This is a genomic window from Streptomyces typhae (assembly GCF_009755605.1).
Classification (GTDB): domain Bacteria; phylum Actinomycetota; class Actinomycetes; order Streptomycetales; family Streptomycetaceae; genus Streptomyces; species Streptomyces typhae.
On record NZ_WPNZ01000010.1, the window covers coordinates 276,091 to 295,698 of the forward strand.

Below are 19,608 nucleotides of genomic sequence, written 5' to 3' on the forward strand. Positions count from 1 at the left end.
CGGCGGTACCCGCACTGACGGGCGCACGGCGGGATCAGGCACCATGGCCAGATGTCCGTTCTGACGCGCGACGAAGCGCAGACCCGAGCCCAGCTCCTCGACGTATGGCGGTACGAGGTCGATCTCGACCTGACCACCGGCGAGGACACCTTCGACTCCCGCACGGTGATCACCTTCAGCGCCGCGGCGGACGGCGACACCTTCGTCGAGTTGAAGCCCGCACGGCTGCGCTCCGTCACGCTCGACGGCACCGCCCTGGACCCGGCGGACCTGGACGGCAACAGGCTGCCGCTGCGCGGTCTGACCGCGGGTGAGCACGAGCTGCGGGTCGACGCGGTCATGCGCTACTCCCGCACCGGTGAGGGCATGCACCGGTTCACGGATCCCGCCGACGGTGAGACGTACCTGTACACGCAGTTGTTCCTGGAGGACGTGCAGCGCGTGTTCGCGGCGTTCGACCAGCCGGATCTGAAGGCCGTGTTCGCGCTGACGGTGACCGCGCCGGAGGGCTGGACGGTCCTCGCCAACGGTGTCGTCGAGGACCTGGGCGGGGGCCGCTGGCGGGCGGCGCCGACCCCGCTGATCTCCACGTATCTCGTCGCGGTCGCCGCGGGGCCCTGGCACTCGGTGCGCACCGAGCACCGCGGTCTGCCGTTCGGCCTCCACTGCCGCCGTTCCCTCGCGCCGTATCTGGACGCGGACGCCGACGAGCTGCTCGACGTGACCGTGGCGTGCTTCGACCGCTACCACGAGAAGTTCACCGAGCCCTATCCGTTCGACTCCTACGACCAGGCGTTCGTTCCGGAGTTCAACGCGGGCGCCATGGAGAACCCCGGCCTCGTCACCTTCAGGGACGAGTTCGTCTTCCGGTCGGCGGTGACGGACACCCAGCGCCAGAGCCGTGCCATGGTCGTCGCGCACGAGATGGCGCACATGTGGTTCGGGGACCTGGTGACGCTCGCGTGGTGGGACGACATCTGGCTGAACGAGTCCTTCGCCGAGTACATGGGCTACCAGACGCTGACCGAGGCGACCCGCTTCGCCGACACCTGGGTCGACTTCGGTGTCGCCCGCAAGCCGGGGGGTTACGACGCGGACCAGCGGCCCTCCACGCATCCGGTGGCGCCGGATCCGGACGCGGTCCCCGACACGGCGTCGGCGATGCTCAACTTCGACGGCATCTCCTACGCCAAGGGCGCGAGCGCGCTGCGTCAGCTCGTGGCGTGGCTCGGCGAGAAGGACTTCCTGGCGGGCATCAACGCGCACTTCGCGCGGCACAGGTTCGGCAACGCCACGCTCGCCGACTTCATCGACAACCTGGCCTCCGCGACGGACCGCGACGTGCGCGGCTGGGCGCAGGCGTGGCTGCGGACCACGGGCGTGGACACGTTCCGGCCCACCGTCACGCACAGCGGCCGCGAGTGGACCCTCGCCCTGGACCGCGAGGGCAGCCGCCCGCACCGGGTCGCGGTGGGCGTGTACGACAGGGACCTGTCCGACGGGCGGTCCCTGGTCCTGCGGGAGCGGTTCGAGACGGACGTGCCGTCGCAGGAGGGGCCCGTGGCGCGCGACGGCGGGCGGCCCGCGCTCGTCGTGCCCAACGACCAGGACCTGACGTACGCCAAGGTGCGCCTGGACGGGGTGTCGCAGGAGACGGTCCTCGCGTCGCTCTCCGGTGTTCCGGACGCGCTGACACGTGCGGTGCTGTGGAACGCGCTGCGCGACATGGTGCGCGACGGGGAGCTGGCGCCCGCCGCCTATCTGGAGGCGGCCCGCGCCCATCTGCCCGCGGAGAGCGACCTCGCCCTCGTCGCGGGTGTCCTCGGCTTCGCCGGTTTCGCCGTCGCCGACCGGTACACGCCCCTCGACGGCAGGACCGCCGCCCTGGCCACGATCGGCGCGCTGTGCGAGGACGTGATCCGGCGTACGGAGGATGGTTCGCAGCCGGGGCTGCGGCTCATCGCCGTACGGGGGGTCATCGACTCCGCGACGCAGCCCGAGCCCTTGGCGACCTGGCTGTCGCAGGGTGCGGTGCCCGGTGGGCCCGAGCTGGATCCGGAGCTGCGCTGGCGGATCCTCGGCCGGCTCGCCGCGCTCGGCGCGGTCGACGAGAGTGCGATCGCGGCGGAGCTGCGCCGCGATCCGAGCGCGACCGGTCAGGAGGGTGCCGCGCTCTGCCGGGCCGCGCTGCCCGACGCGAGCGCGAAGCAGCAGGCGTGGGATGCCATGTTCGGGTCGGACGAGCTGTCCAACTACTTGTTCACGGCCACGGCCCAGGGTTTCTGGCAGCCCGAGCAGGAGGCCCTCGTGCGCACCTATGTGCCGCGTTTCTTCGAGGACGCGGTGGCGCTCGCGGACCGGCGCGGGCCCGCCATGGCGGAGGCCGCGGGGCGGTTCGCCTTCCCGAGGTCGGCCGTGGACGGGGAGACGCTGCGCCTGGGCGAGCGCTGCCTGGAGCGCACCGACGTCCTGCCCGCGCTTCGCCGCATCCTGGCCGATCAACTGGACGAACTGCGGCGGGCGTTGCGGGTGCGGGACGGTGCCGGGCAGCGGTGAGGGGGGCCTCGGTCGCTCGGCCTAGGTCCGCGGTCCCGGCCGTCCGGGGGGTGATCTCCGTCAAGGTGACGATCCGGTGGCCGTGCGGCGCTGCCTAGGGTCGATCTTGACGGCGTGCGGCGGGCCGGGGCGGCACAGCCCCGGTGCGCGCCGGGCCGGGGCGGATCCGCCGCGGGCCGTGCCGTCCCGAACCCGAGGAGTTCCTGTGATCGTCGTGACCGGTGCCACCGGCAATGTGGGCCGTGCCCTCGTCGCCCGGCTCGCCGCCGAGGGCGTGCCCGTGCGGGCCCTGACCCGGGACCCGGCGCGTGCGGGTGCCCTGCCCGCGGGCGCCGAGGCGGTCCGCTTCGCGCCGACGGCCGAACCGGCCGCCATGGCCGGCGCGTTCGCGGGTGCCACCGGGCTGTTCCTGCACCTGGCGGCGGGTGGCGACCACACCGCGGCGCTCCTCGATGCCGCGCGTGCCGGTGGTGTCCGGCACGTCGTCGTCCTCTCGTCGATCATCGTCGACCACGACGAGGCCGCCGGGCATCCCCTGTACGACGCGCACGCGGCGCTGGAGGGGCACGTGCGGGCCAGTGGCCTCGGCTGGACGTTCCTGCGGCCCGGGGCCTTCAGCACCAACGCGCGGCAGTGGGCGGCGCAGATCCGTGCCGGTGACACGGTCCGCGGTCCGTTCGCGAAGCTGCGTCTGACGCCGGTCCACGAGGACGACATCGCCGCGGTCGCCGCCCGTGCCCTGCTCGACCCGGCGGCGCACACGGGCGTCGCGCACAGCGTCACCGGGCCCGCCGCCCTCACCACCGAGGAGCAGGTCCGGCAGGTGGGCCGGGCCCTCGGCCGGGACCTGCGGTACGTGGAGGTCGCGCCGGACGAGGTGACGCCCGACATGTTCCCGCACATCGAGCCGGAGATGCTGCCGGTGTTCCTGGCGTCCCTCGGCGCCGCCGTCGACAGTGACCCCGACCTGACGGCCACCGTGCGGGAGGTCACCGGACGTCCGGCGCGGACGTTCGCCCAGTGGGCCGAGGAGCACGCCGACGACTTCCGCGCGGGGGCCGCCTGAGGGCTCCCCGGCGTGCGCTACACCTCCCGCACCTCGAACGTGTCCAGGACGAACTCCGCCTTGCCGTCGTCGCCGACCTTCCGCAGTCCGACCCAGGCCTCGCCGTCGGCGGGAGCGGTGAACTCGTAGGACAGCGCGGTCGGCGCGGTGGCCACGGGCAGGGCCTCGCGGGACAGTTCGCGCGCTCCGGGCTCGTCCACGGCCGTCACCCAGGCGTACTGCCCGGCCTTCTCGTTCTCGTACCGGAACGAGACCCGGTAGCGTCGGCCCGCCGTGAAGCGGACCGTGTGCGGGACGGTGCGGTGGACGAGGCCTTTGTTCTCGCCGCGGGACTTCAGGGACTGGGTGCCGTCCACGACGTCGTCGACGGCTTTGCCGTTCCAGCCGCGCTGGGTGTACGGGGCGTGCCGCTGCGCGATGTGGGTGCGCGGATCGGTGGCGCCCCCGGCGTCGCCCTTGACGAACGGGCCCCAGCCCTGCGGCACGTCCTCGAAGTCCTCGCGGGCGAGCACGCCCCGGCCGAGGGGCGGCCGTGCGCCGGTGGCGACGACGCGCACGTTGTCGAACCGCACCTGGGCGTCGCCCGCGTCGGCGCGCAGCGCGAGGTGCACCGGGCCGCCGCCGTCGGGGACGGTGAAGTACGTGAACAGGCGCTGGAAGCGGGTGCCGTGCTTGCGGTCGGCGGCGACGAAGTTGACCGCGGTGGAGGTGTGCGTCCAGTTGGCGGCGGTGACGCCGTCGGCGGTGTGCACCTCCAGGGCGGCGCGGCGCCGCTGCCCGGCCTTCTCCCCCACTTCGACCTGCACGGACGCGGCGTACGTACCGGGCTTGAGGCGGCGCAGGCGCTGGCTGACGGTGGCGGCGGTACCGGCGGCGATCACCAGTTCGTGGTCGCCGAGCTCGCTGCGTTCGACGGTGGCGGGTCCGGTGACGTGCCAGGCGTCGAGGTTCCCGGCGTGGAAGCCGGGGTCGCGCAGGGGTGTGCCCTGGCCCCAGTCGGGGTCGGGGGCGCGCCGGACGCGGGCGCGGTGGACGACGTAGGGCTGCCGGGCGGCGGCGTCGAGGGTGATCCTCCCGCCGCGTACGGGGATGTCGGCGACGAAGGCGCGGCCCTGGTCGGTGAGGCGGTGGAGGGCGACCTCGCGCAGGTGCGACCAGCCCTCGGGCAGGGTCCAAGTGGTCTCGCCGCCGCGCGGGTTGTAGTGGTAGAGCTTCTTCGGGTCGGTGGGCCTGCGCGGCTCCCAGGGCAGCAGATAGGTGCCGTTGTCGTAGACGAGGTGGCCGTCGGTGGTGACGCGCCGGGTGCCGTCGGCGTCGGTGACGGAGGTGGCGCCGGTGCCGAAGAACGTGATCTCGTGCTCGGTCCAGGACTTGATGGGCTGCGCCTGGAGGTACTTGGCGGGCAGCGCGTGCGTCCAGATCAGGTCGTAGAAGGCGTTCCAGTCGGTCTTGCCGGTCCAGCCGGAGAAGGTGCCCATGCGGGCGGCGCCGAGCAGGGTGGGCCACTTGTCGGCGAAGACGTCCTTCTGGTGGTGGCGGATGAAGCGGATCAGCCGGGAGTTGATGCCGCGGGAGGTGTCGGGGCCGTAGTCGGTCTCGGTGGCCCAGTGCGACCACAGGGCGGAGCGTTCGAAGCCGTGGCCCCATTCGCTGGTGACCATCCAGCCCTGTTCGCGCAGGGTGCGCTGGAGGCGGTCGGAGGTCCAGCCGGACTCGCGGAACACGTCGATGTAGAGGGTGTTGAGGGCCGGGTGGGTCTCGCGGCGCAGATCGGCGAGGCGGCGCACGATGTCGCCGGAGACGAGGTCGCGGCGCTGGTCGATGCGGTAGCTCTGGTCGAGCCAGTCCCACTGCTCGTCGCTCTTGTCGACGAGCTTGTCGGAGAAGGCGTTCGCGACGGGGTAGGACTCGGTGGCGTTGATGTGCACGCCGAAGTCGCTGTTCCACTTGGCGCCCTCGGCGAGGAGGGTGTTGAGGTCGGCGAGGCCGCCCGCGCGGGTGTTGTGGTTCCCGGCGTAGTCCGGGTGCGCGGAGTCGTGGCCCTCGGACTGGTAGCCCTTGAGGAGGGTGTACTGGCGCAGTCCGTCGGTGGCGAGGTGGACGCGCTTGACGTCGTCGAGGGTCGCGAGGAACGGGTTGGTGGCCTGCGAGGCGAAGTTGAAGGGGATGTGCGGGACGACCCGCAGATGCTGCTCGTCGGCGCCGAGCGGGGTGACCATGATGTCGCGGAAGGCGATGGCGGCGTCCTGCCAGTCGACCTTGCCGTCGCCGTTGCGGTCGCCGGTGACGACGACGGTCGCGTACGGCAGCGGCTCGGTGGCGGCGACGGGGGCGGTGGCGGCGCGGTGCGTCCACTGGCCGGGGGTGAGGCTCGTCTCGACGTGGCCGTCCTTGCGTACGGTGTGGTGCCACAGGCGGCCGTTCTCCCAGGTGGTCTCGGAGGTGGGCTTGTCGTAGACGGTGTTGGTCTCGACGGCGCCGCCGAGCCCGTCGTGCGCGAGCACCGCGTACGCGCAGCCGGTCGGGACCCCGGCGGGCGTGTCGGGGCGCAGCGCGACGAGGGTGTCGCCGCTCTTGGCCTTGTCGAGCTGCACCTTCGCGGCGAGCAGGGTGGCGCCGGGCTGGTCGCTGCGGACGGAGAGCAGGGCGAGGCCGGGGACGCGCAGGGTGCCGACGCGCAGGGCGGCGGTGTCGGCGATCCTCGTGACGCGCCAGTGCACCTGGCGGCCCCGCACGGCGATCTCGACGTCGATGCGGGTGCCGCCGTCGAAGGTGAGGGTGTACATGGCGCGGTCGCCGCGCAGGGCCGTGGTGACCTTCGGGGTGTACTCCTTCTCGTCGATCAGGAGCGTGGTCACGGGGTCCGGCCGGCCGTGCAGGACGGCGCGGCTCGCGCGGTCGGTGTACGAGACGACGCGCGGGAAGCCGGTGGCGACGCGGACGTCGAGGGCGGACGAGCGCAGGACCGCCTCGTCGGGGGCGGCGTTCGTGGTGGCCGGGGCCGCGTGCGCGGTGCCCGCTCCGGTGATCCCGGCGATCCCGGCGATCGCCCCCGTGGCGACCACGGCTCTGCGGCTCGGCCCGGCCTCGGGCCCTGGCGTCTGTGACGACGGCATCAACGCACCCCTTTGTGGGACGGAATTCGTGTCGGTCACGATGCGCCGCGCGGGACGAGGGCGCCCATGGACAAAGACGGGAGAGGTCTTGGACTAACGTCCGGCGCGCGGGGCACTGACGGCCGCGCCGCTGCCGGGGCCGCTCCCGCCCCGTCCGCCCGCCGGTCCCCGCGCTACCCGCCCGCGCCCTGCCCGTACGGCAGCACCGCCCGCACTTCCCAGCCGCCCGCCGCGGCGGGGCCCGCCGTCAGGGTGCCGCCGAGGGCCGTCGCGCGTTCCTCCAGGCCGGCGAGGCCGAAGCCGCCGCGGTCGCCGGGGTGTTCGGAGGGGGCAGGGTGCTGGTCCGTCGGCCCGCCGCCGTCGTCGGTGACGCGGACCTCCAGGCCGCCGTCGACGACCCGCACGCCGACCTGCACCGATGTCGCCCCGGCGGCGTGCTTGCGGACGTTCGTGAGCGCCTCGCGCACGATGTGGTGCGCGGTGGCGGCGAGATCGGCCGGAAGCCGCTCCTGAAGGCCGGGTTCCACCGCCACGGCGACCGGCGGCCCGGTGGCGGAGAATGTCTCCGCGAGGTCCCGCAGCGCGGCGAGCCCGGCCGGCGGCGCGGTGCGGGCCTCGCCCTCGCGGAGCACCCGCACCAGGCGCCGCATCGCGCCGAGCGCCTCGTCGCCCGCGTCGGCGATCCGGGTGAAGGTGCCGGCCGCGGCGTCGGCGCCGACCGCGGTGAAGGACGCGGCGCGGGCCTGCACGACGATGCCGGTGACGTGGTGGGCGACCAGGTCGTGGAGCTCCCGGGCGAGGTCGAGGCGCTCGGCGGCGCGCACCGCCGCCACGTCCCGCTCCCGCTGCGCCTGCTGAGCCCGCAGCAGCAGCGAGAACGCGCTGACCACGGCGGCGAGCGCGGAGAACAGCAGCGTGAAGCGGCCGGGGGACGCGTCCCGTACGGGTGCGGCCACGCAGGCGAGGGCGAGCAGCGGGCCGAGCACGGCGGCGGGCCGCGCGGGCAGCCGCAGCAGGACGCCGGTGAGCAGGACGAGCAGCGCGATGGCCTCGCCCGTGCCCCAGACGGTCTGCGGGCGCGCGCTGACGAACGCGTACAGCGTGGCCGCCCAGGAGACACCGGCCGCCGTCCAGGCGCGCACGGCCAGGGGCGGCCGGGCCCAGGGCACGGCGCACAGGCAGCACAGGATGCCCGCGGTCCACACGGCGGCGCGCGGTCCGGTGGGCCGGTCGGCGAGGGTGAGGCCCTCGGCGGTGACGAGGAGGACGAGCACGGTGGCGAGCAGCAGGCGGGCCGCGGTGCGGCGCTCGGGGTGGCGGTCCAGGAGCCGCGCGTACCGGTCGAGGAGTCCGGGTCCGGCGGGGCGGTGCCGTGCGGGGTGCGCCGGGGGGTGCGGGCGGGGGTTCATGGGGTGCGGGTGGCGAGGCCGCTCTCCCAGGCCCAGGCGGCGATCTCGACGCGGTTCCTGGCGTCCAGCTTGGCCTGCACGTTGGCGAGGTGGGACTTGACCGTGGACAGGGAGACGAACAGTTCGGCGGCGATCTCGTTGTTGGTGCGGCCGCGGGCGAGGGCGCGGACGACGTCCCGTTCGCGCTGGGTGAGGGGTTCGGCGGGGGTGCGCGTCGCGGGGGCCGCGCCGGGGGCCAGTTCCCGCAGCAGCCGCACGGTGATCGCGGGTGAGACGAGCGCGTCGCCGACGGCCGCGGCGCGTACGGCCTCCACGAGCATGGCGGGGCTCGCGTTCTTCAGCAGGAACCCGCTGGCGCCCGCGCCCAGGGCCGCGTGCACGTACTCGTCGAGGTCGAAGGTGGTGACGATGACGATGCGGGGCCGCACCGCGCCGTCGGCGGTGAGCCTGCGGGTGACTTCCAGTCCGTCGAGGCGGGGCATGCGGATGTCGAGGAGGAGCACGTCGGGGTCGTGGTCCCGGACGGCGGCGAGCGCGTCCTCGCCGTCGACGACGTCGGCGAGGACCTCGATGTCGGGGCGGCTCTCCAGGATCATGCGGAAGCCGGTGCGGACCATTTCCTGGTCGTCCGCGATGACCACCGTGATCGCCATGTGCTGCCGCCCGCCGTTCCCCGAAGTCCGTTCCGTACCGCCCCGAGTGTCCCATATGCGGACATACTCAGCGGGAGGCCGGACAGTCGGCGCACGCCGGAGCGGGGCACGGGAAACGGGGCCGGGTCCGTTCCGCGACCCGGCCCCGCGACTCCACTACTCGACTCGACTGCTCACCGTGCGGGCACTGTGGGGTGCCCGGTGCGTCGGAGCCGGTGCGTCAGAGCTGGTTGGCGTACCGGGTTATGTCGGCCGCGAAGGTCGACACCTCGGTGTAGACGCCGGGGTACTGCGGCCGGGCGCAGCCGTTGCCCCAGCTGACGATGCCGACCTGGATCCAGGCACCGGCGTCGTCCTTGCGGAACATGGGGCCGCCGGAGTCGCCCTGGCAGGTGTCGACGCCGCCCACGTTGAGCTTGCCGGCGCAGATCTCCTCGCCGGGGATGATGTCGCCGCCGTAGGCGGACTGGCAGGCGGAGTCGCTCACGAAGGGCACGGTGGCCTTGAGCAGGTAGCGCTGCTGCGCGCCGCCCTCGCGGTTGGCGCCCCAGCCGGCGATGGTGAAGTTGCCGCTGTTGTAGGCGGTGTTGGTGGCGATCTTCAGCGTGGGCTGGTTGATCGGCTTGGCGAGCTTGATGAGCGCCCAGTCCTTGCCGCTGCCGTTGTAGCCGGGGGCCTGGAGGACCTTGGTGGACTTGACCTTGATGGCGCTGGAGCTCTGCAGGTCCACGACGCCGCCGGTGGCGGTGATCGAGGTGTTGTTGCCGGAGCCGTCGACACAGTGGGCCGCGGTCAGGACGACGTCCTGCTTGAGGAGGGAGCCGCCGCAGCCCATCGAGAGACGGACCATGAACGGGAACTCGCCCTGGGCGGCACGGGTACCGCCGACGACGCTCTCACCGGGGTTGGGGCCGGGGTGCGGGGCGGCCTGGGCGACAACGGGCTGAAGGCTGGCGACGCCGAGGGCGACCGACCCGAGAACAGCGGCTCTCTTGAAACCACGGAACTTCGTCTTCAACTTCTTGCCCCTTCGTGGGAGTTGTGGGGGGTTGCGCACGCGGCGGGCCATGCCGCACGTGCCGGGGGCGTTGCATGGCATGAGCCCGCCAAGCGTTGTTGGATTATGGGGAGGGCCACGACCGGGCGACAAGGGGCGGTTTTCGGCCAGGCGTTGGCGCCGGGGCTGGTAAGCGGTGCGCGCAACCCCCGTAGAGTGAGGACGAATGGGACTCCGCGCGCGGAGCGGCCCAGCGGCTCGGCGGGTCAGGGGGTGGCGGCGTGGCGGACGGCGGACCCGTGGCACACGGCTATCCCCATCTGGAGACGGTGCGCGCGGCCGTCACGGCGCTGTACCGGCGGCTCTCCTACGACACCGTGCACACCTTCGACACCAGCGTGGCCCCCGCGGACGTGGCATTCTGCGACACGGACGACCTGCACCTGGGGGTGCAGCGGATCGCGCGCGAGATGGTGCGCCATCTGCGGCTCCCGGACGCCCGCATGATCGTGTCGTTCCGCGAGATGCAGCACGCGGCGAACGTCGAACTGGCCGCGGGCCCCGAGTACTTCATCGAGCTGAACGACCGCTTCCGCACCCACCGGCGGGACATCGGCGCGGCCCTAGCGCACGAGGTGATGCATGTGTACCTGCACCGCCTCGACCTCTCCTTCCCCGGCACCCGGGACAACGAGATCCTCACCGACACCGCGACGACGTATCTGGGCGCGGGATGGCTGCTGCTCGACGCCTACCGCGAGGACCGGGCCACGTCGCAGAAGCTCGGCTATCTGACGCCGGAGGAGTTCGGGTACGTCCTCGCCAAGCGGGCCCTCGCGTTCGGCGAGGCACCCGAGACGTGGTTCACCAGCCCGCAGGCGTACACGGCGTACACGAAGGGGCTCGCGCGGGCCCGGCAGGACGAGCAGCAGCCACCGCTCACCGCGGCGGGCTGGGCGGGCAGGCGGCGGTACGCGAAGGACCGCCGCCAGGCCCAGGACCGCGGCGCGGCGGCCGGTCCGCGCCCCGGCGGCCCCTACTCCTTCTCCCGCTCCGACGGCACCGGACCGCTGCGGGTGACCTTCCCGTGCCCCACCTGCCACCAGCGGATCCGGGTCCCCGCACGGGGGCGCGTCCGGGCCCGGTGCGGGCTGTGCCGGACGGTGCTCGAATGCGACACATGAGCGCGCCGCACGGGGGGCACGGCAGGGGCGGTGCCTGAGCGCGCTGCGGGGGGGGACGGCAGAGGTGGTGCCTGAGCGCGCCGCGGGGGCACGGCAGAGGCGGTGCCTGAGCGCGCCTCCAGTACGACACGACAGGGGCGACACCTGAGCGCGAGTACGGTCCGCGCCCGGGTGTCGCCCCTGTCGTGCTCTCGGTTCAGGCCGCCGCGCTGCGGCTCTGGCCGCCCCGGCGACCGCGGCCGCCGCGGCCCCGGCGGCGGGCGGCGCCGCCCGTGCCGGAGGCGCTGCCCCCGCCGGAGGGCCTGCCGCCCGAGCTCTTGCGCTGGGCCGGGACCTGCACGGGCGGCGCGATGACGACCGGCACGCCGGACGGCTCGCGGGCACCGGTGATCGTCACCAGTTCCTCGGAGGAGGAGCGGACCGCCACCGTCTGCGGGCTGATGCCCGCGTCGGACATCAGCCGCGCCACCTCGCGCTTCTCGTCGGGCAGGACGAGCGTGACGACACGTCCGGACTCCCCCGCCCGCGCGGTGCGCCCGCCGCGGTGCAGATAGTCCTTGTGGTCGACGGGCGGGTCCACGTTCACGACCAGGTCGAGGTCGTCGACGTGGATGCCGCGGGCGGCCACGTTGGTGGCGACGAGCGCGGTGACCTCACCGCTCTTGAACTGCTCCAGGGTGCGGTTGCGCTGGGGCTGCGAGCGTCCGCCGTGCAGCCCGGAGGCGCGCACGCCGTTGGCGAGGAGCCGCTTGGTGAAACGGTCCACGGCCCGCTTGGTGTGCAGGAACAGGATGACGTTGCCCTCGCGGGCGGCAATGCGCAGCGCGACGGCCTTCTTGTCGGTCTCGTCGGCGACGTACAGGACGTGGTGCTCCATCGTGCTCACCGCGCCCGCGGACGGGTCGACCGAGTGCACGACGGGGTCGCTGAGGTAGCCGCGTACGAGGCGGTCCACGTTGCGGTCCAGGGTCGCGGAGAACAGCATGGTCTGGCCGTCCGGCTCCACCTGCTTGAGCAGGGCGGTGACCTGCGGCAGGAAGCCCATGTCGGCCATCTGGTCGGCCTCGTCGAGGACCGTGACACGGACCTGCCCGAGGGCGCAGTCGCCGCGCTCGATGAGGTCCTTCAGGCGGCCGGGGGTGGCGACGAGGACCTCGACGCCGCGGCGCAGCGTCGCGGCCTGCTTGTTGATCGACATGCCGCCGACGACGGCGCTGACGCGCAGGTTCACGGACGTGGCGTACGGCGCGAGCGCGTCAGTGACCTGCTGGGCCAGCTCACGGGTGGGGACGAGGACGAGCGCGAGGGGCTTGCCGGGCTCGGCGCGGCGGCCCGCGGTGCGGCCGAGCACGGCGAGGCCGAAGGCCAGGGTCTTGCCGGAGCCGGTGCGGCCGCGGCCGAGGACGTCACGGCCCGCGAGCGAGTTCGGCAGCGTCGCGGCCTGGATCGGGAACGGCGTGGTGACGCCCTGCGCGGCGAGGGTCTTCAGGAGCGCCTCGGGCATGTCGAGGTCGCCGAAGGCCTCGACGGCGGGCAGCGCGGGGGTCGTGGTCTCGGGCAGCGCGAAGTCCGCGGGGGCGGTGCGCCCCGCGGGCCGTGACGGCTTGCGGCCGCCTCGGCCGCCACCGTTCACCGGCCGCTTACCGGCGTCGCCGCTCTTGCCGCGGGCGGACGAGCCCGCCGAAGCGCCGCGGGCGGCGGAGCCCCCGGTCGCGCCACGGGAAGTGGAGGAGCCCCCCGCGGAGCCTCCCGCGCCACGCGTGGCCGAGCCTGCCGTGCGGGCATTCGTTGAGCGCCGGCGGGCGGGGCGCGCGGGACGGTCGGAGCGATTCATGGGGCAGCCTTCCTGGCCGGTGACAGCACACGAGCCGGGACCCGCACCGTGGAGGTGCGGGCCCCGGCTGCGAGGTTCGCGATCCGCGACGATCAGGCGGGAACGATGTTCTCGGCCTGCAGGCCCTTCTGGCCCTGGGTCACGTCGAAGGAGACCTTCTGGCCCTCCAGGAGCTCACGGAAGCCCTGGGTGGCGATGTTCGAGTAGTGGGCGAAGACGTCGGGGCCGCCGCCGTCCTGCTCGATGAAGCCGAAGCCCTTTTCCGAGTTGAACCACTTCACGGTTCCGGTTGCCATATCAATCTCCTCAACAGGGGCAGATTAAGGAGAGCCACGGAATTGTGGTCCTCCCGGCGCCGCATTGACCCCCATCCGGAGAGACCGGAGTCCGGCCCGAAAGAGCCGGAGAAACAAAATAATGCGCCCTCGGAGCATCCCGGCAGGCGCACATAAAGTTCATGGGTACCAAAACTGCAACGCTCAACACTAACACGTGCCCCGTCCCCGGCAGCGGGGGGCCGCCGGGGACGGGGTACGTCAGGGCGGCGCGCCCGGCGGCCCGCCCCGGCAGCGCCAGGCACAGCACCGCGCTGAGGGCGAACGCGGCCACCACCCACGGCATCGCCGCGTCGAGGGCGTCCGTGAGCGCGGGCGCCGCCCCGTCCCGCGCGGGCGCCCCGGCGGGGACGTGGCGGAAGAAGACCGTGCCGATGGCTGCGGCACCGAGGGCGCCGCCGAACTGCTGCGCCGTGGAGAAGATGCCGGAGGCGCCGCCCGCGATGTCACCGGGCACAGCCGACAGGACGACGTTCACCAGCGGCACGACGAGCAGGCCGAGCCCGGCCCCCGCCACGACCAGCCCCGGCACCAGCGGCCAGGCCCCCGTGTGCGCGGCGCTCGCGCCGGTCACCGCCGACCACACCCAGGCGAAGCCGCCCGCCATCAGCAGGGCCCCGGCGGCGAGCACGAACCGCCCGAAGCGCACGGCGAGCCCGTCGGCGGCGGGCGCGGTCAGGAAGCCGCCGACGGAGAAGGCGACGGTGACGAGCCCGGCCTGCATCGGCGTGTAGCCCTCGCCGCCCTGCAGCCAGATCGCGAAGACCGGGAAGAAGCCCTGCATGCCGACGGCGAAGAAGAGCTGCACCAGGACGCCCACGGCGCCGCAAAGTCTTTCGTTCGACCGAACGAAGCTTTCGCTAGGCTCGGCGCATGCCGAAGAGCCGTACGCCGCAGGAGCCGGAGCCCGGAGGGGAAGGGGCCCCGGAGCCCGTCGGAGGCCGTGGCCCGGAGCCCGCCGGGGACTGCGCCCCGCAGCCCGCCGGGGACCGGGACCCGGAGCGTGCCGGCGTCATGGCCCGTCTGGCCGCGTCGGGCCGGGCCAACAGCGCGGTCACGGTGATGTTCCACTCGGCGGTGGCCGCCCGGCAGGGCCTGAACGCCACCGAGAGCAAGACGCTCGACCTGCTGATGCGCAAGGGGCCGCTCACCGCCAAGGACCTCGCCGCCGAGACGGGCCTCGCGCCCGCGTCCGTGACGGGCCTCGTGGACCGCCTGGAGACCAAGGGCTACGTCCGCCGGGTGAAGCACCCCACGGACAAGCGGCGGGTGCTCGTCGAGATCCGCATGGAGAAGATGGCGGGCATGGCGGAGGTCTTCGCGGACTGGGCGCGCGAGGTGGAGGAGCTGTGCGCCGACTTCACCACGGCGGAGCTGGAGACGGTGATCCGCTTCCTGGACGGCGCGGCGGAGCGGCAGCACCGGGCGGCGGCCCGGCTCTCCCGGTAGCCCCCCTGGTACCGCCCCCACCAGGGCTATGGACGTACGGTCGAACCTCCGGCGGCCGGAGGGACGATCCCGTGTGCGCGCGCGGCGGCCAGCCAGCGCGGGAACTCGCCGAGCAGGCGGTCGTACAGCTCGTCGTCGGACAGGGCGAAGGGGTCCTTCCCGGCGTGGAAGAACCCGGAGTTGTCGACGACGCGCCGGGCCGGTACGGCCAGCTCGTCCAGCCCCCGCAGATAGTCGAACTGCTTGCTCGCGGGGTTGCCGAAGCCGATGAACTGCCAGAACAGCGGCAGTCTCGCCGCCTTGCACAGATACCGCTCGGCGGCCGCTCTGCTGAGCGGGCCGCCGTCGGTCTGGAAGACGACGAGGGCGGGGGCGCCGCCGCCGCTGTCGAGGTAGTGGTCGATGACGGCGTCCATCGCCAGGTGGTAGCTGGTCTGCCCCATGTGGCCGAGACCGGCGACGATCTCCTCGACCCGGCCGTGGTGAGCGGCCAGTTCGATGTCGGCGATCGCGTCCACGTCCGTGGAGAAGAAGACGGCCGGGACGACACCGTCGTCGTCGAGGTGCGCGGACAGGCCAAGGACGCGGTCGGCGAGCGCCTGCACGCTGCCGTCCCGGTAGTAGGGCCGCATGGAGCCGGAGTGGTCCACGACGAGGTACACGGCGGCACGCTCGCCGCCGAGCCCGCGCGCCCGCAGCCGCTCGCCGGCGGTCTTGTACAGGCTGACCAGGCGCGGAGCCGTGGCCTGCACCTTCTCCAGGCTGATGGCCGCGTCCACCGTCAGCCCCCGAGGAAGTCGAGGGCGAGCCGCTGGAACTCCGCCGCGCGTTCCTCGTACGCCAGATGCCCGCAGCGCGGGAACACGTGCAGCCTGGCGTCGGGCATGGCCTTGAGGGCGACGAAGGCGCCGTCGACGGGGTTGACCCGGTCCTCGCGGCCCCAGGTCAGCAGCGTGGGGGCGGTGACCCGGTGCGCCTCGCGCCACAGCATGCCCGTCTCGGGCCACTTGCCGAAGGCGGCCCCGATCCGGCGGGCGCCGAGCCTGGCCCCGGGGTCGGCGGCGCGCGCGTACCGCTCCTCGACGAGTTCGTCGGTGACGAGGGCGGGGTCGTGCACGAGGGAGGTGAGGAAGCCGCGCACGTGCGCGCGGGTCGGCTCGGGGGCGAGGGTGACGTCGAGGAGCCGCTTGACGCCCTCCGTCGGCTCGGCGGTGAACAGGTTCAGCGCGAGACCGGCGGGCGCCGTCAGGACGAGCCGGTCCACGAGGCCCGGGTGGTCCAGCGCCATCCGCACACAGACGCCGCCGCCGAGGGACGCGCCCGCGAAGTGCGCCTCGGCGACGCCGAGTTCGCCGAGGAGCGCGGCGACCGCGTCCGCGCTGAAGGCGAAGAAGTCCTTGTCGAGCTCGGGCTTGTCGGACCGGCCGAAGCCCGGCTGGTCGACGAGGAGCACCCGGAAGCGCGGCGCGAAGGCGGCGAGCGAGGCGCCGAACGCCGACCAGGCGGTGGCACCGGGCCCGCCACCGTGCAGCATCACGAGCACCGGCGCACCGGGGTCCGCGGGACCCGCCTCGTGGAAGTGCAGCACGAGACCACCGGCCCGGCGGGTGCGTGAGGTGTTCTCGTACGTGTACGGAGCCGGGGCCCGCTCCTCGCTGATGATCGTCACCCGCCCATGGTCCCCCACCGCCCCCGCCCGCCCCGCCGAGGGGGCGGGCGGGCGCGGAAAGCCCGAAAAAGGGGGCGAGGCAGGTGCCGTGGCACCTGCCCCGCCCCCCTTGTCAGGCGTCAGCCCTTGACGGCTCCCGCCGCGAGGCCCGAGCCGAGCCTGCGGTGGACGAGGACGAAGAAGATCATGACGGGCACCGTGACCAGCGTGGAGCTGGCCATGACGGGCCCCCAGGACGTGGTGTTCTCCCCGAAGAACTGGAAGATTCCCACCGCGGCCGTGTATTTGTCACTGCCCTTCATGAAGGTGTACGCGAAGACGAACTCGTTCCACGCCGTGATGAAGGCGAAGATCGACGTGGCCACGAGGCCCGGTCCGACCAGCGGAAGGAGCACCGACCAGAACATCCGGAACCAGGACGCCCCGTCGATGTACGCGGCTTCCTCGACCTCCTTGGGCACCGCCGCGACGAAGCCGCGCAGGGTCCAGATCGCGAACGGCAGCGAGAGGGCGATGTAGACGATCGACAGGCCGAGCAGCGAGTTGAGCATCTCGTAGTCCCGCATCTGGATGAACAGCGGGATGACCAGGGCCTCCAGCGGCACCATCTGCACGATCAGGACCATGATCAGCACGGAGGTGCGGAACTTGAACTTGAAGCGGGCCACCGCGATCGCCGCGAACAGCGAGAGCACGGCCGCCGCCAGGATCGTGGCGATGCCGACGATCGCGGAGTTCAGCAGGTACTGGCCGAAGTTGCCCCGGTCGAAGACGAAGTCGAAGTGCTCGAAGCTGACGCCGCTCGGCAGCAGGTCCGAGCCTCGTGTCAGCGCCTTCGGGTCGAAGGCCGTGGAGACCATCCAGTAGACCGGGAACAGCGTGAAGACCAGGAGCGCCGCGACGGCGAGCGGCAGGCCGATGCGTGAGGCGAGCGGGGTGCGTCGGGTGGTCACAGGTCCTCCTCCCCCTGCCGGAACAGTGTGCGGATGTACACGATGGTGATGACGAGCAGCAGCAGCGTCAGGAGGACGGCCGCCGCGGCACCCGCGCCGTAGTCGTTCTTGGCGAACGCCTCGATGTAGGAGTACACGCCGAGGTTGTAGACGTCGGGGTTGGAGCCGCTGCCTCCCGGCATCAGGAAGACCTGGGTGAAGACCTTGAAGTCCCAGATGGTGGAGAGGATGGTCACCACCAGGAAGACGGGCTTGATGGTCGGCACGGTGATCTTCCAGAACCGCTGCCAGGCGTTGGCGCCGTCGAGCTCCCCGGCCTCGTACAGCTCCTTCGGGATCGTCAGGAGCCCGGCGAGGACGGTGATCGCCACGAACGGGAAGCCGTGGTGCACGACGTTCAGGGTGGCGATGCCGTAGAACGGCAGGCGCTCGGTGAACCAGTTGGTGGTCTCGGCGTCGATCAGGCCCATGGAGTCGGCCATCTGGCTGACCATGCCGTCCTCCGGCGAGAACAGCCAGATCCAGACGTAGGTGCCGGTGACCGCGGGCATCGCCCAGGCGGCCAGGATCGACACGGAGCAGATCAGCTTCCAGGTCGGGCCGAGCCGGTTCAGGAGCAGCGCCACGGCCGTGCCGAGCGCGACGGTCAGACCGACGCAGGCGATCGCGAAGAACACCGTGTTGGGAAGGACCGTCTTCCACAGCAGATCGCTCTTGAGCAGGTCCTTGTAGTGGTCGAACCCGGTGAACGTGGCCTCGCCGCCGCCGAACTTGACCTTGTAGTCCTGGAGCGAGAGCTTGCCGACCTGGATCAGCGGCCACAGCAGCAGGCCCGCGAGGACGATCAGCGAGGGGGCGAGGAGGACCCAGGGGCGGGTGAGGTTGACCAGTCTCTTGCGGCGGCGCGCGGCCTCGCCGTTGTCGGTCGGGGCGGCGGGGCTGAGGCCCGAAGAGCCGGAGGAACCGGCCTTCGAGCCGTCGCCGACGAGCATTTCTTTCACTTTCACTCGCCTCTGTTACTTGTCCTTGGCGAACATCTCGTCCATGTCCTTGGCCGCCTTGTCCGCGGCCTCCTTCACGGACGACTTGCCGGTGAGGATCGACTGCACCATGCCGGGGATGACCTGGGAGCCCTGGATCTCGCCGTACGCCTTGGTCTTCGGCACCGTGGCGCCGGCCTCGATCATCTGCTTCGCGAACGGCTCGACCAGCGGGTCCTTCTGGTCCTCGATCTTCTTCAGCTCGGAGTTCTGGCCGGGGAAGTAGTTGGTCTGCTTGGCCCACTTCGCGGCGAACTCACCGGTGGTCATGAGCTTGACCAGCTCCCAGGCGAGGTCCTTCTTGTCCGTGTTGAACGCGGACAAGTAGGAACCGCCGAGGAAGGACTTGCTCATCCCGCCGGTCTGGCCCGGGATCGGGATGGCGGCCAGCTTGCCCTTGAGCTTCGGGTTCGCCTCCACGATGGCCTTCGGCGTCCAGTTGCCGCTGACCGACATGGCGATCTCGCCCTTGTTCCAGGCGTCGCCGACCTCCTTCTCGGTCCAGGTGTTCACCTTGGCCGGGGAGACCTTGTCCTTGGTGGCGAGGCCCGTGTAGTACTCCAGGCCCTCGATGGACTTCGGGGAGTTGATCTCCGACTTCCACACGTCGCCCTGCTTGGTGGCGAGTTCGCCGCCCGCGCCCCAGACGAAGGCGGTCGCGAACATCTCCGCGCCGCCCGCGACCGGGAACGGCACCAGGCCCGGCTCCTTCTCCTTCAGCGTCTTCGCCGTCTCCTGGAGTTCCTTCCAGTTCGTCGGCGCCTTCAGCTTGTGCTTCTCGAAGATGTCCTTGCGGTACACGATGGAGCGCACGCCCGCGTACCACGGCATGCCGTACTGCTTGCCGTCGAGCGTGCCCGCGTCCTTCAGGCCCTCGACGAGGTCGTTGGTGAGGCCCGACTTTTTCACGTCGTCCGTCACGTCGACGAGCGCGCCGGTCTCGGCGAACTGCGGCACCCAGGTCGTGCCGACCTCCGCCACGTCCGGGACCTGGTCCTCGCCGCCCTCGATGGCGGTGGTGAACTTCTTCTGGGCGGTCGCCCACTGCTGGTACTCGACCTTGATCTTGGCGCCGGTCTTCTTCTCGAAGGCCGCGCCGACCTCCTTGAAGAAGGGCCGGGGGTCGGGGTTGGTGCCCTCCATGATCCACACGGTGAGCGTCTTGCCCTTGCCGTCAGCCTTGTCGCCGCTGCCGCCGTCGCCGTCATCGCCGCACGCGGTTGCGGTGAGAGTGAGCGTCAAGGCGATACAACCCGCCGCGATGACACGTCGCTTCATACCGGCCCCCTTCAGGTTCATTTGGTGTGAGCGATTCTGGTCACACAGAGTGTGGGCGGTCTAGACCCT

Annotated in this window: 15 protein-coding genes and 1 pseudogene; 4 read left to right on the forward strand and 12 right to left on the reverse strand. The window is 72.4% G+C overall.

The window, feature by feature from the left end:
- Positions 1-51 precede the first annotated feature (51 nt).
- Both pepN and GPA10_RS20245 read left to right on the forward strand, forming a co-directional pair.
- The gene (gene pepN, locus GPA10_RS20240) at positions 52-2,556 is read left to right on the forward strand and encodes an aminopeptidase N (RefSeq protein WP_157166690.1); all 2,505 of its coding nucleotides are present in this window, start codon (positions 52-54) and stop codon (positions 2,554-2,556) included.
- A gap of 205 nt (positions 2,557-2,761) precedes the next feature.
- On the forward strand, positions 2,762-3,622 hold the full coding sequence (locus GPA10_RS20245) for an NAD(P)H-binding protein (protein ID WP_343041130.1): 861 nt from the start codon (positions 2,762-2,764) through the stop codon (positions 3,620-3,622).
- A gap of 17 nt (positions 3,623-3,639) precedes the next feature.
- On the opposite strand, the gene GPA10_RS20250 is transcribed toward GPA10_RS20245, so the two are convergent.
- From GPA10_RS20250 to GPA10_RS20265, 4 genes are all read right to left on the reverse strand, one after another.
- Positions 3,640-6,738: an endo-alpha-N-acetylgalactosaminidase family protein gene (locus tag GPA10_RS20250; RefSeq protein WP_157166692.1), complete on the reverse strand. Its 3,099-nt coding sequence runs from the start codon at positions 6,736-6,738 to the stop codon at positions 3,640-3,642.
- A gap of 173 nt (positions 6,739-6,911) precedes the next feature.
- Positions 6,912-8,147, reverse strand: a complete 1,236-nt coding sequence (locus tag GPA10_RS20255; RefSeq protein WP_157166693.1) for a sensor histidine kinase — start codon at positions 8,145-8,147, stop codon at positions 6,912-6,914.
- Entirely contained in the window at positions 8,144-8,800 is a 657-nt protein-coding gene (locus GPA10_RS20260; RefSeq protein ID WP_157166694.1) for a response regulator, read from the reverse strand. The genes GPA10_RS20255 and GPA10_RS20260 overlap by 4 nt, the downstream gene beginning before the upstream one ends.
- A 220-nt stretch (positions 8,801-9,020) precedes the next feature.
- Positions 9,021-9,818, reverse strand: a complete 798-nt coding sequence (locus tag GPA10_RS20265) for a S1 family peptidase (protein WP_058851662.1) — start codon at positions 9,816-9,818, stop codon at positions 9,021-9,023.
- A gap of 260 nt (positions 9,819-10,078) precedes the next feature.
- On the opposite strand from GPA10_RS20265, the gene GPA10_RS20270 reads away from it, so the two are divergent.
- On the forward strand, positions 10,079-10,981 hold the full coding sequence (locus GPA10_RS20270; RefSeq protein WP_343041131.1) for a hypothetical protein: 903 nt from the start codon (positions 10,079-10,081) through the stop codon (positions 10,979-10,981).
- Positions 10,982-11,177: 196 nt separating this feature from the next.
- Here the strand turns inward: GPA10_RS20270 and GPA10_RS20275 are convergent, their stop codons facing one another.
- The 3 genes and pseudogenes from GPA10_RS20275 to GPA10_RS20285 all read right to left on the reverse strand — a co-directional run.
- Positions 11,178-12,614: a DEAD/DEAH box helicase gene (locus tag GPA10_RS20275; protein WP_425505789.1), complete on the reverse strand. Its 1,437-nt coding sequence runs from the start codon at positions 12,612-12,614 to the stop codon at positions 11,178-11,180.
- Positions 12,615-12,907: 293 nt separating this feature from the next.
- The gene (locus GPA10_RS20280; protein WP_055701108.1) at positions 12,908-13,111 is read right to left on the reverse strand and encodes a cold-shock protein; all 204 of its coding nucleotides are present in this window, start codon (positions 13,109-13,111) and stop codon (positions 12,908-12,910) included.
- A 10-nt stretch (positions 13,112-13,121) separates the two neighbouring features.
- Positions 13,122-13,988, reverse strand: a pseudogene (locus GPA10_RS20285) (MFS transporter); the annotation flags it as partial.
- A gap of 35 nt (positions 13,989-14,023) precedes the next feature.
- Between GPA10_RS20285 and GPA10_RS20290 the strand changes: the two are divergent.
- A complete protein-coding gene (locus GPA10_RS20290) occupies positions 14,024-14,599 on the forward strand; it encodes a MarR family transcriptional regulator (protein ID WP_246259457.1) in 576 nt (191 codons plus the stop codon).
- Positions 14,600-14,625: 26 nt separating this feature from the next.
- Here the strand turns inward: GPA10_RS20290 and GPA10_RS20295 are convergent, their stop codons facing one another.
- The 5 genes from GPA10_RS20295 to GPA10_RS20315 form a co-directional block, all read right to left on the reverse strand.
- A complete protein-coding gene (locus GPA10_RS20295; RefSeq protein WP_058851665.1) occupies positions 14,626-15,378 on the reverse strand; it encodes a VWA domain-containing protein in 753 nt (250 codons plus the stop codon).
- A gap of 2 nt (positions 15,379-15,380) precedes the next feature.
- Positions 15,381-16,268, reverse strand: a complete 888-nt coding sequence (locus GPA10_RS20300; RefSeq protein WP_343041132.1) for an alpha/beta fold hydrolase — start codon at positions 16,266-16,268, stop codon at positions 15,381-15,383.
- 119 nt (positions 16,269-16,387) lie between these two features.
- Complete coding sequence (locus GPA10_RS20305; protein ID WP_058851666.1) at positions 16,388-17,221, reverse strand: carbohydrate ABC transporter permease; 834 nt, start codon at positions 17,219-17,221, stop codon at positions 16,388-16,390.
- Entirely contained in the window at positions 17,218-18,228 is a 1,011-nt protein-coding gene (locus GPA10_RS20310; RefSeq protein WP_343041133.1) for a carbohydrate ABC transporter permease, read from the reverse strand. Before GPA10_RS20310 ends, GPA10_RS20305 begins: the two co-directional genes overlap by 4 nt.
- 9 nt (positions 18,229-18,237) lie before the next feature.
- On the reverse strand, positions 18,238-19,503 hold the full coding sequence (locus tag GPA10_RS20315) for a sugar ABC transporter substrate-binding protein (RefSeq protein WP_246259460.1): 1,266 nt from the start codon (positions 19,501-19,503) through the stop codon (positions 18,238-18,240).
- Between the last annotated feature and the right edge of the window lie 105 nt (positions 19,504-19,608).

What these genes read in the sequence shown, in the direction of transcription:
- GPA10_RS20280 (WP_055701108.1), bottom strand. Translation starts at nt 13,111, where the DNA reads ATGGCAACCGGAACCGTGAAGTGGTTCAACTCGGAAAAGGGCTTCGGC.
- pepN (WP_157166690.1), top strand. Translation starts at nt 52, where the DNA reads ATGTCCGTTCTGACGCGCGACGAAGCGCAGACCCGAGCCCAGCTCCTC.
- GPA10_RS20250 (WP_157166692.1), bottom strand. Translation starts at nt 6,738, where the DNA reads ATGCCGTCGTCACAGACGCCAGGGCCCGAGGCCGGGCCGAGCCGCAGA.
- GPA10_RS20290 (WP_246259457.1), top strand. Translation starts at nt 14,024, where the DNA reads ATGCCGAAGAGCCGTACGCCGCAGGAGCCGGAGCCCGGAGGGGAAGGG.
- GPA10_RS20255 (WP_157166693.1), bottom strand. Translation starts at nt 8,147, where the DNA reads ATGAACCCCCGCCCGCACCCCCCGGCGCACCCCGCACGGCACCGCCCC.
- GPA10_RS20260 (WP_157166694.1), bottom strand. Translation starts at nt 8,800, where the DNA reads ATGGCGATCACGGTGGTCATCGCGGACGACCAGGAAATGGTCCGCACC.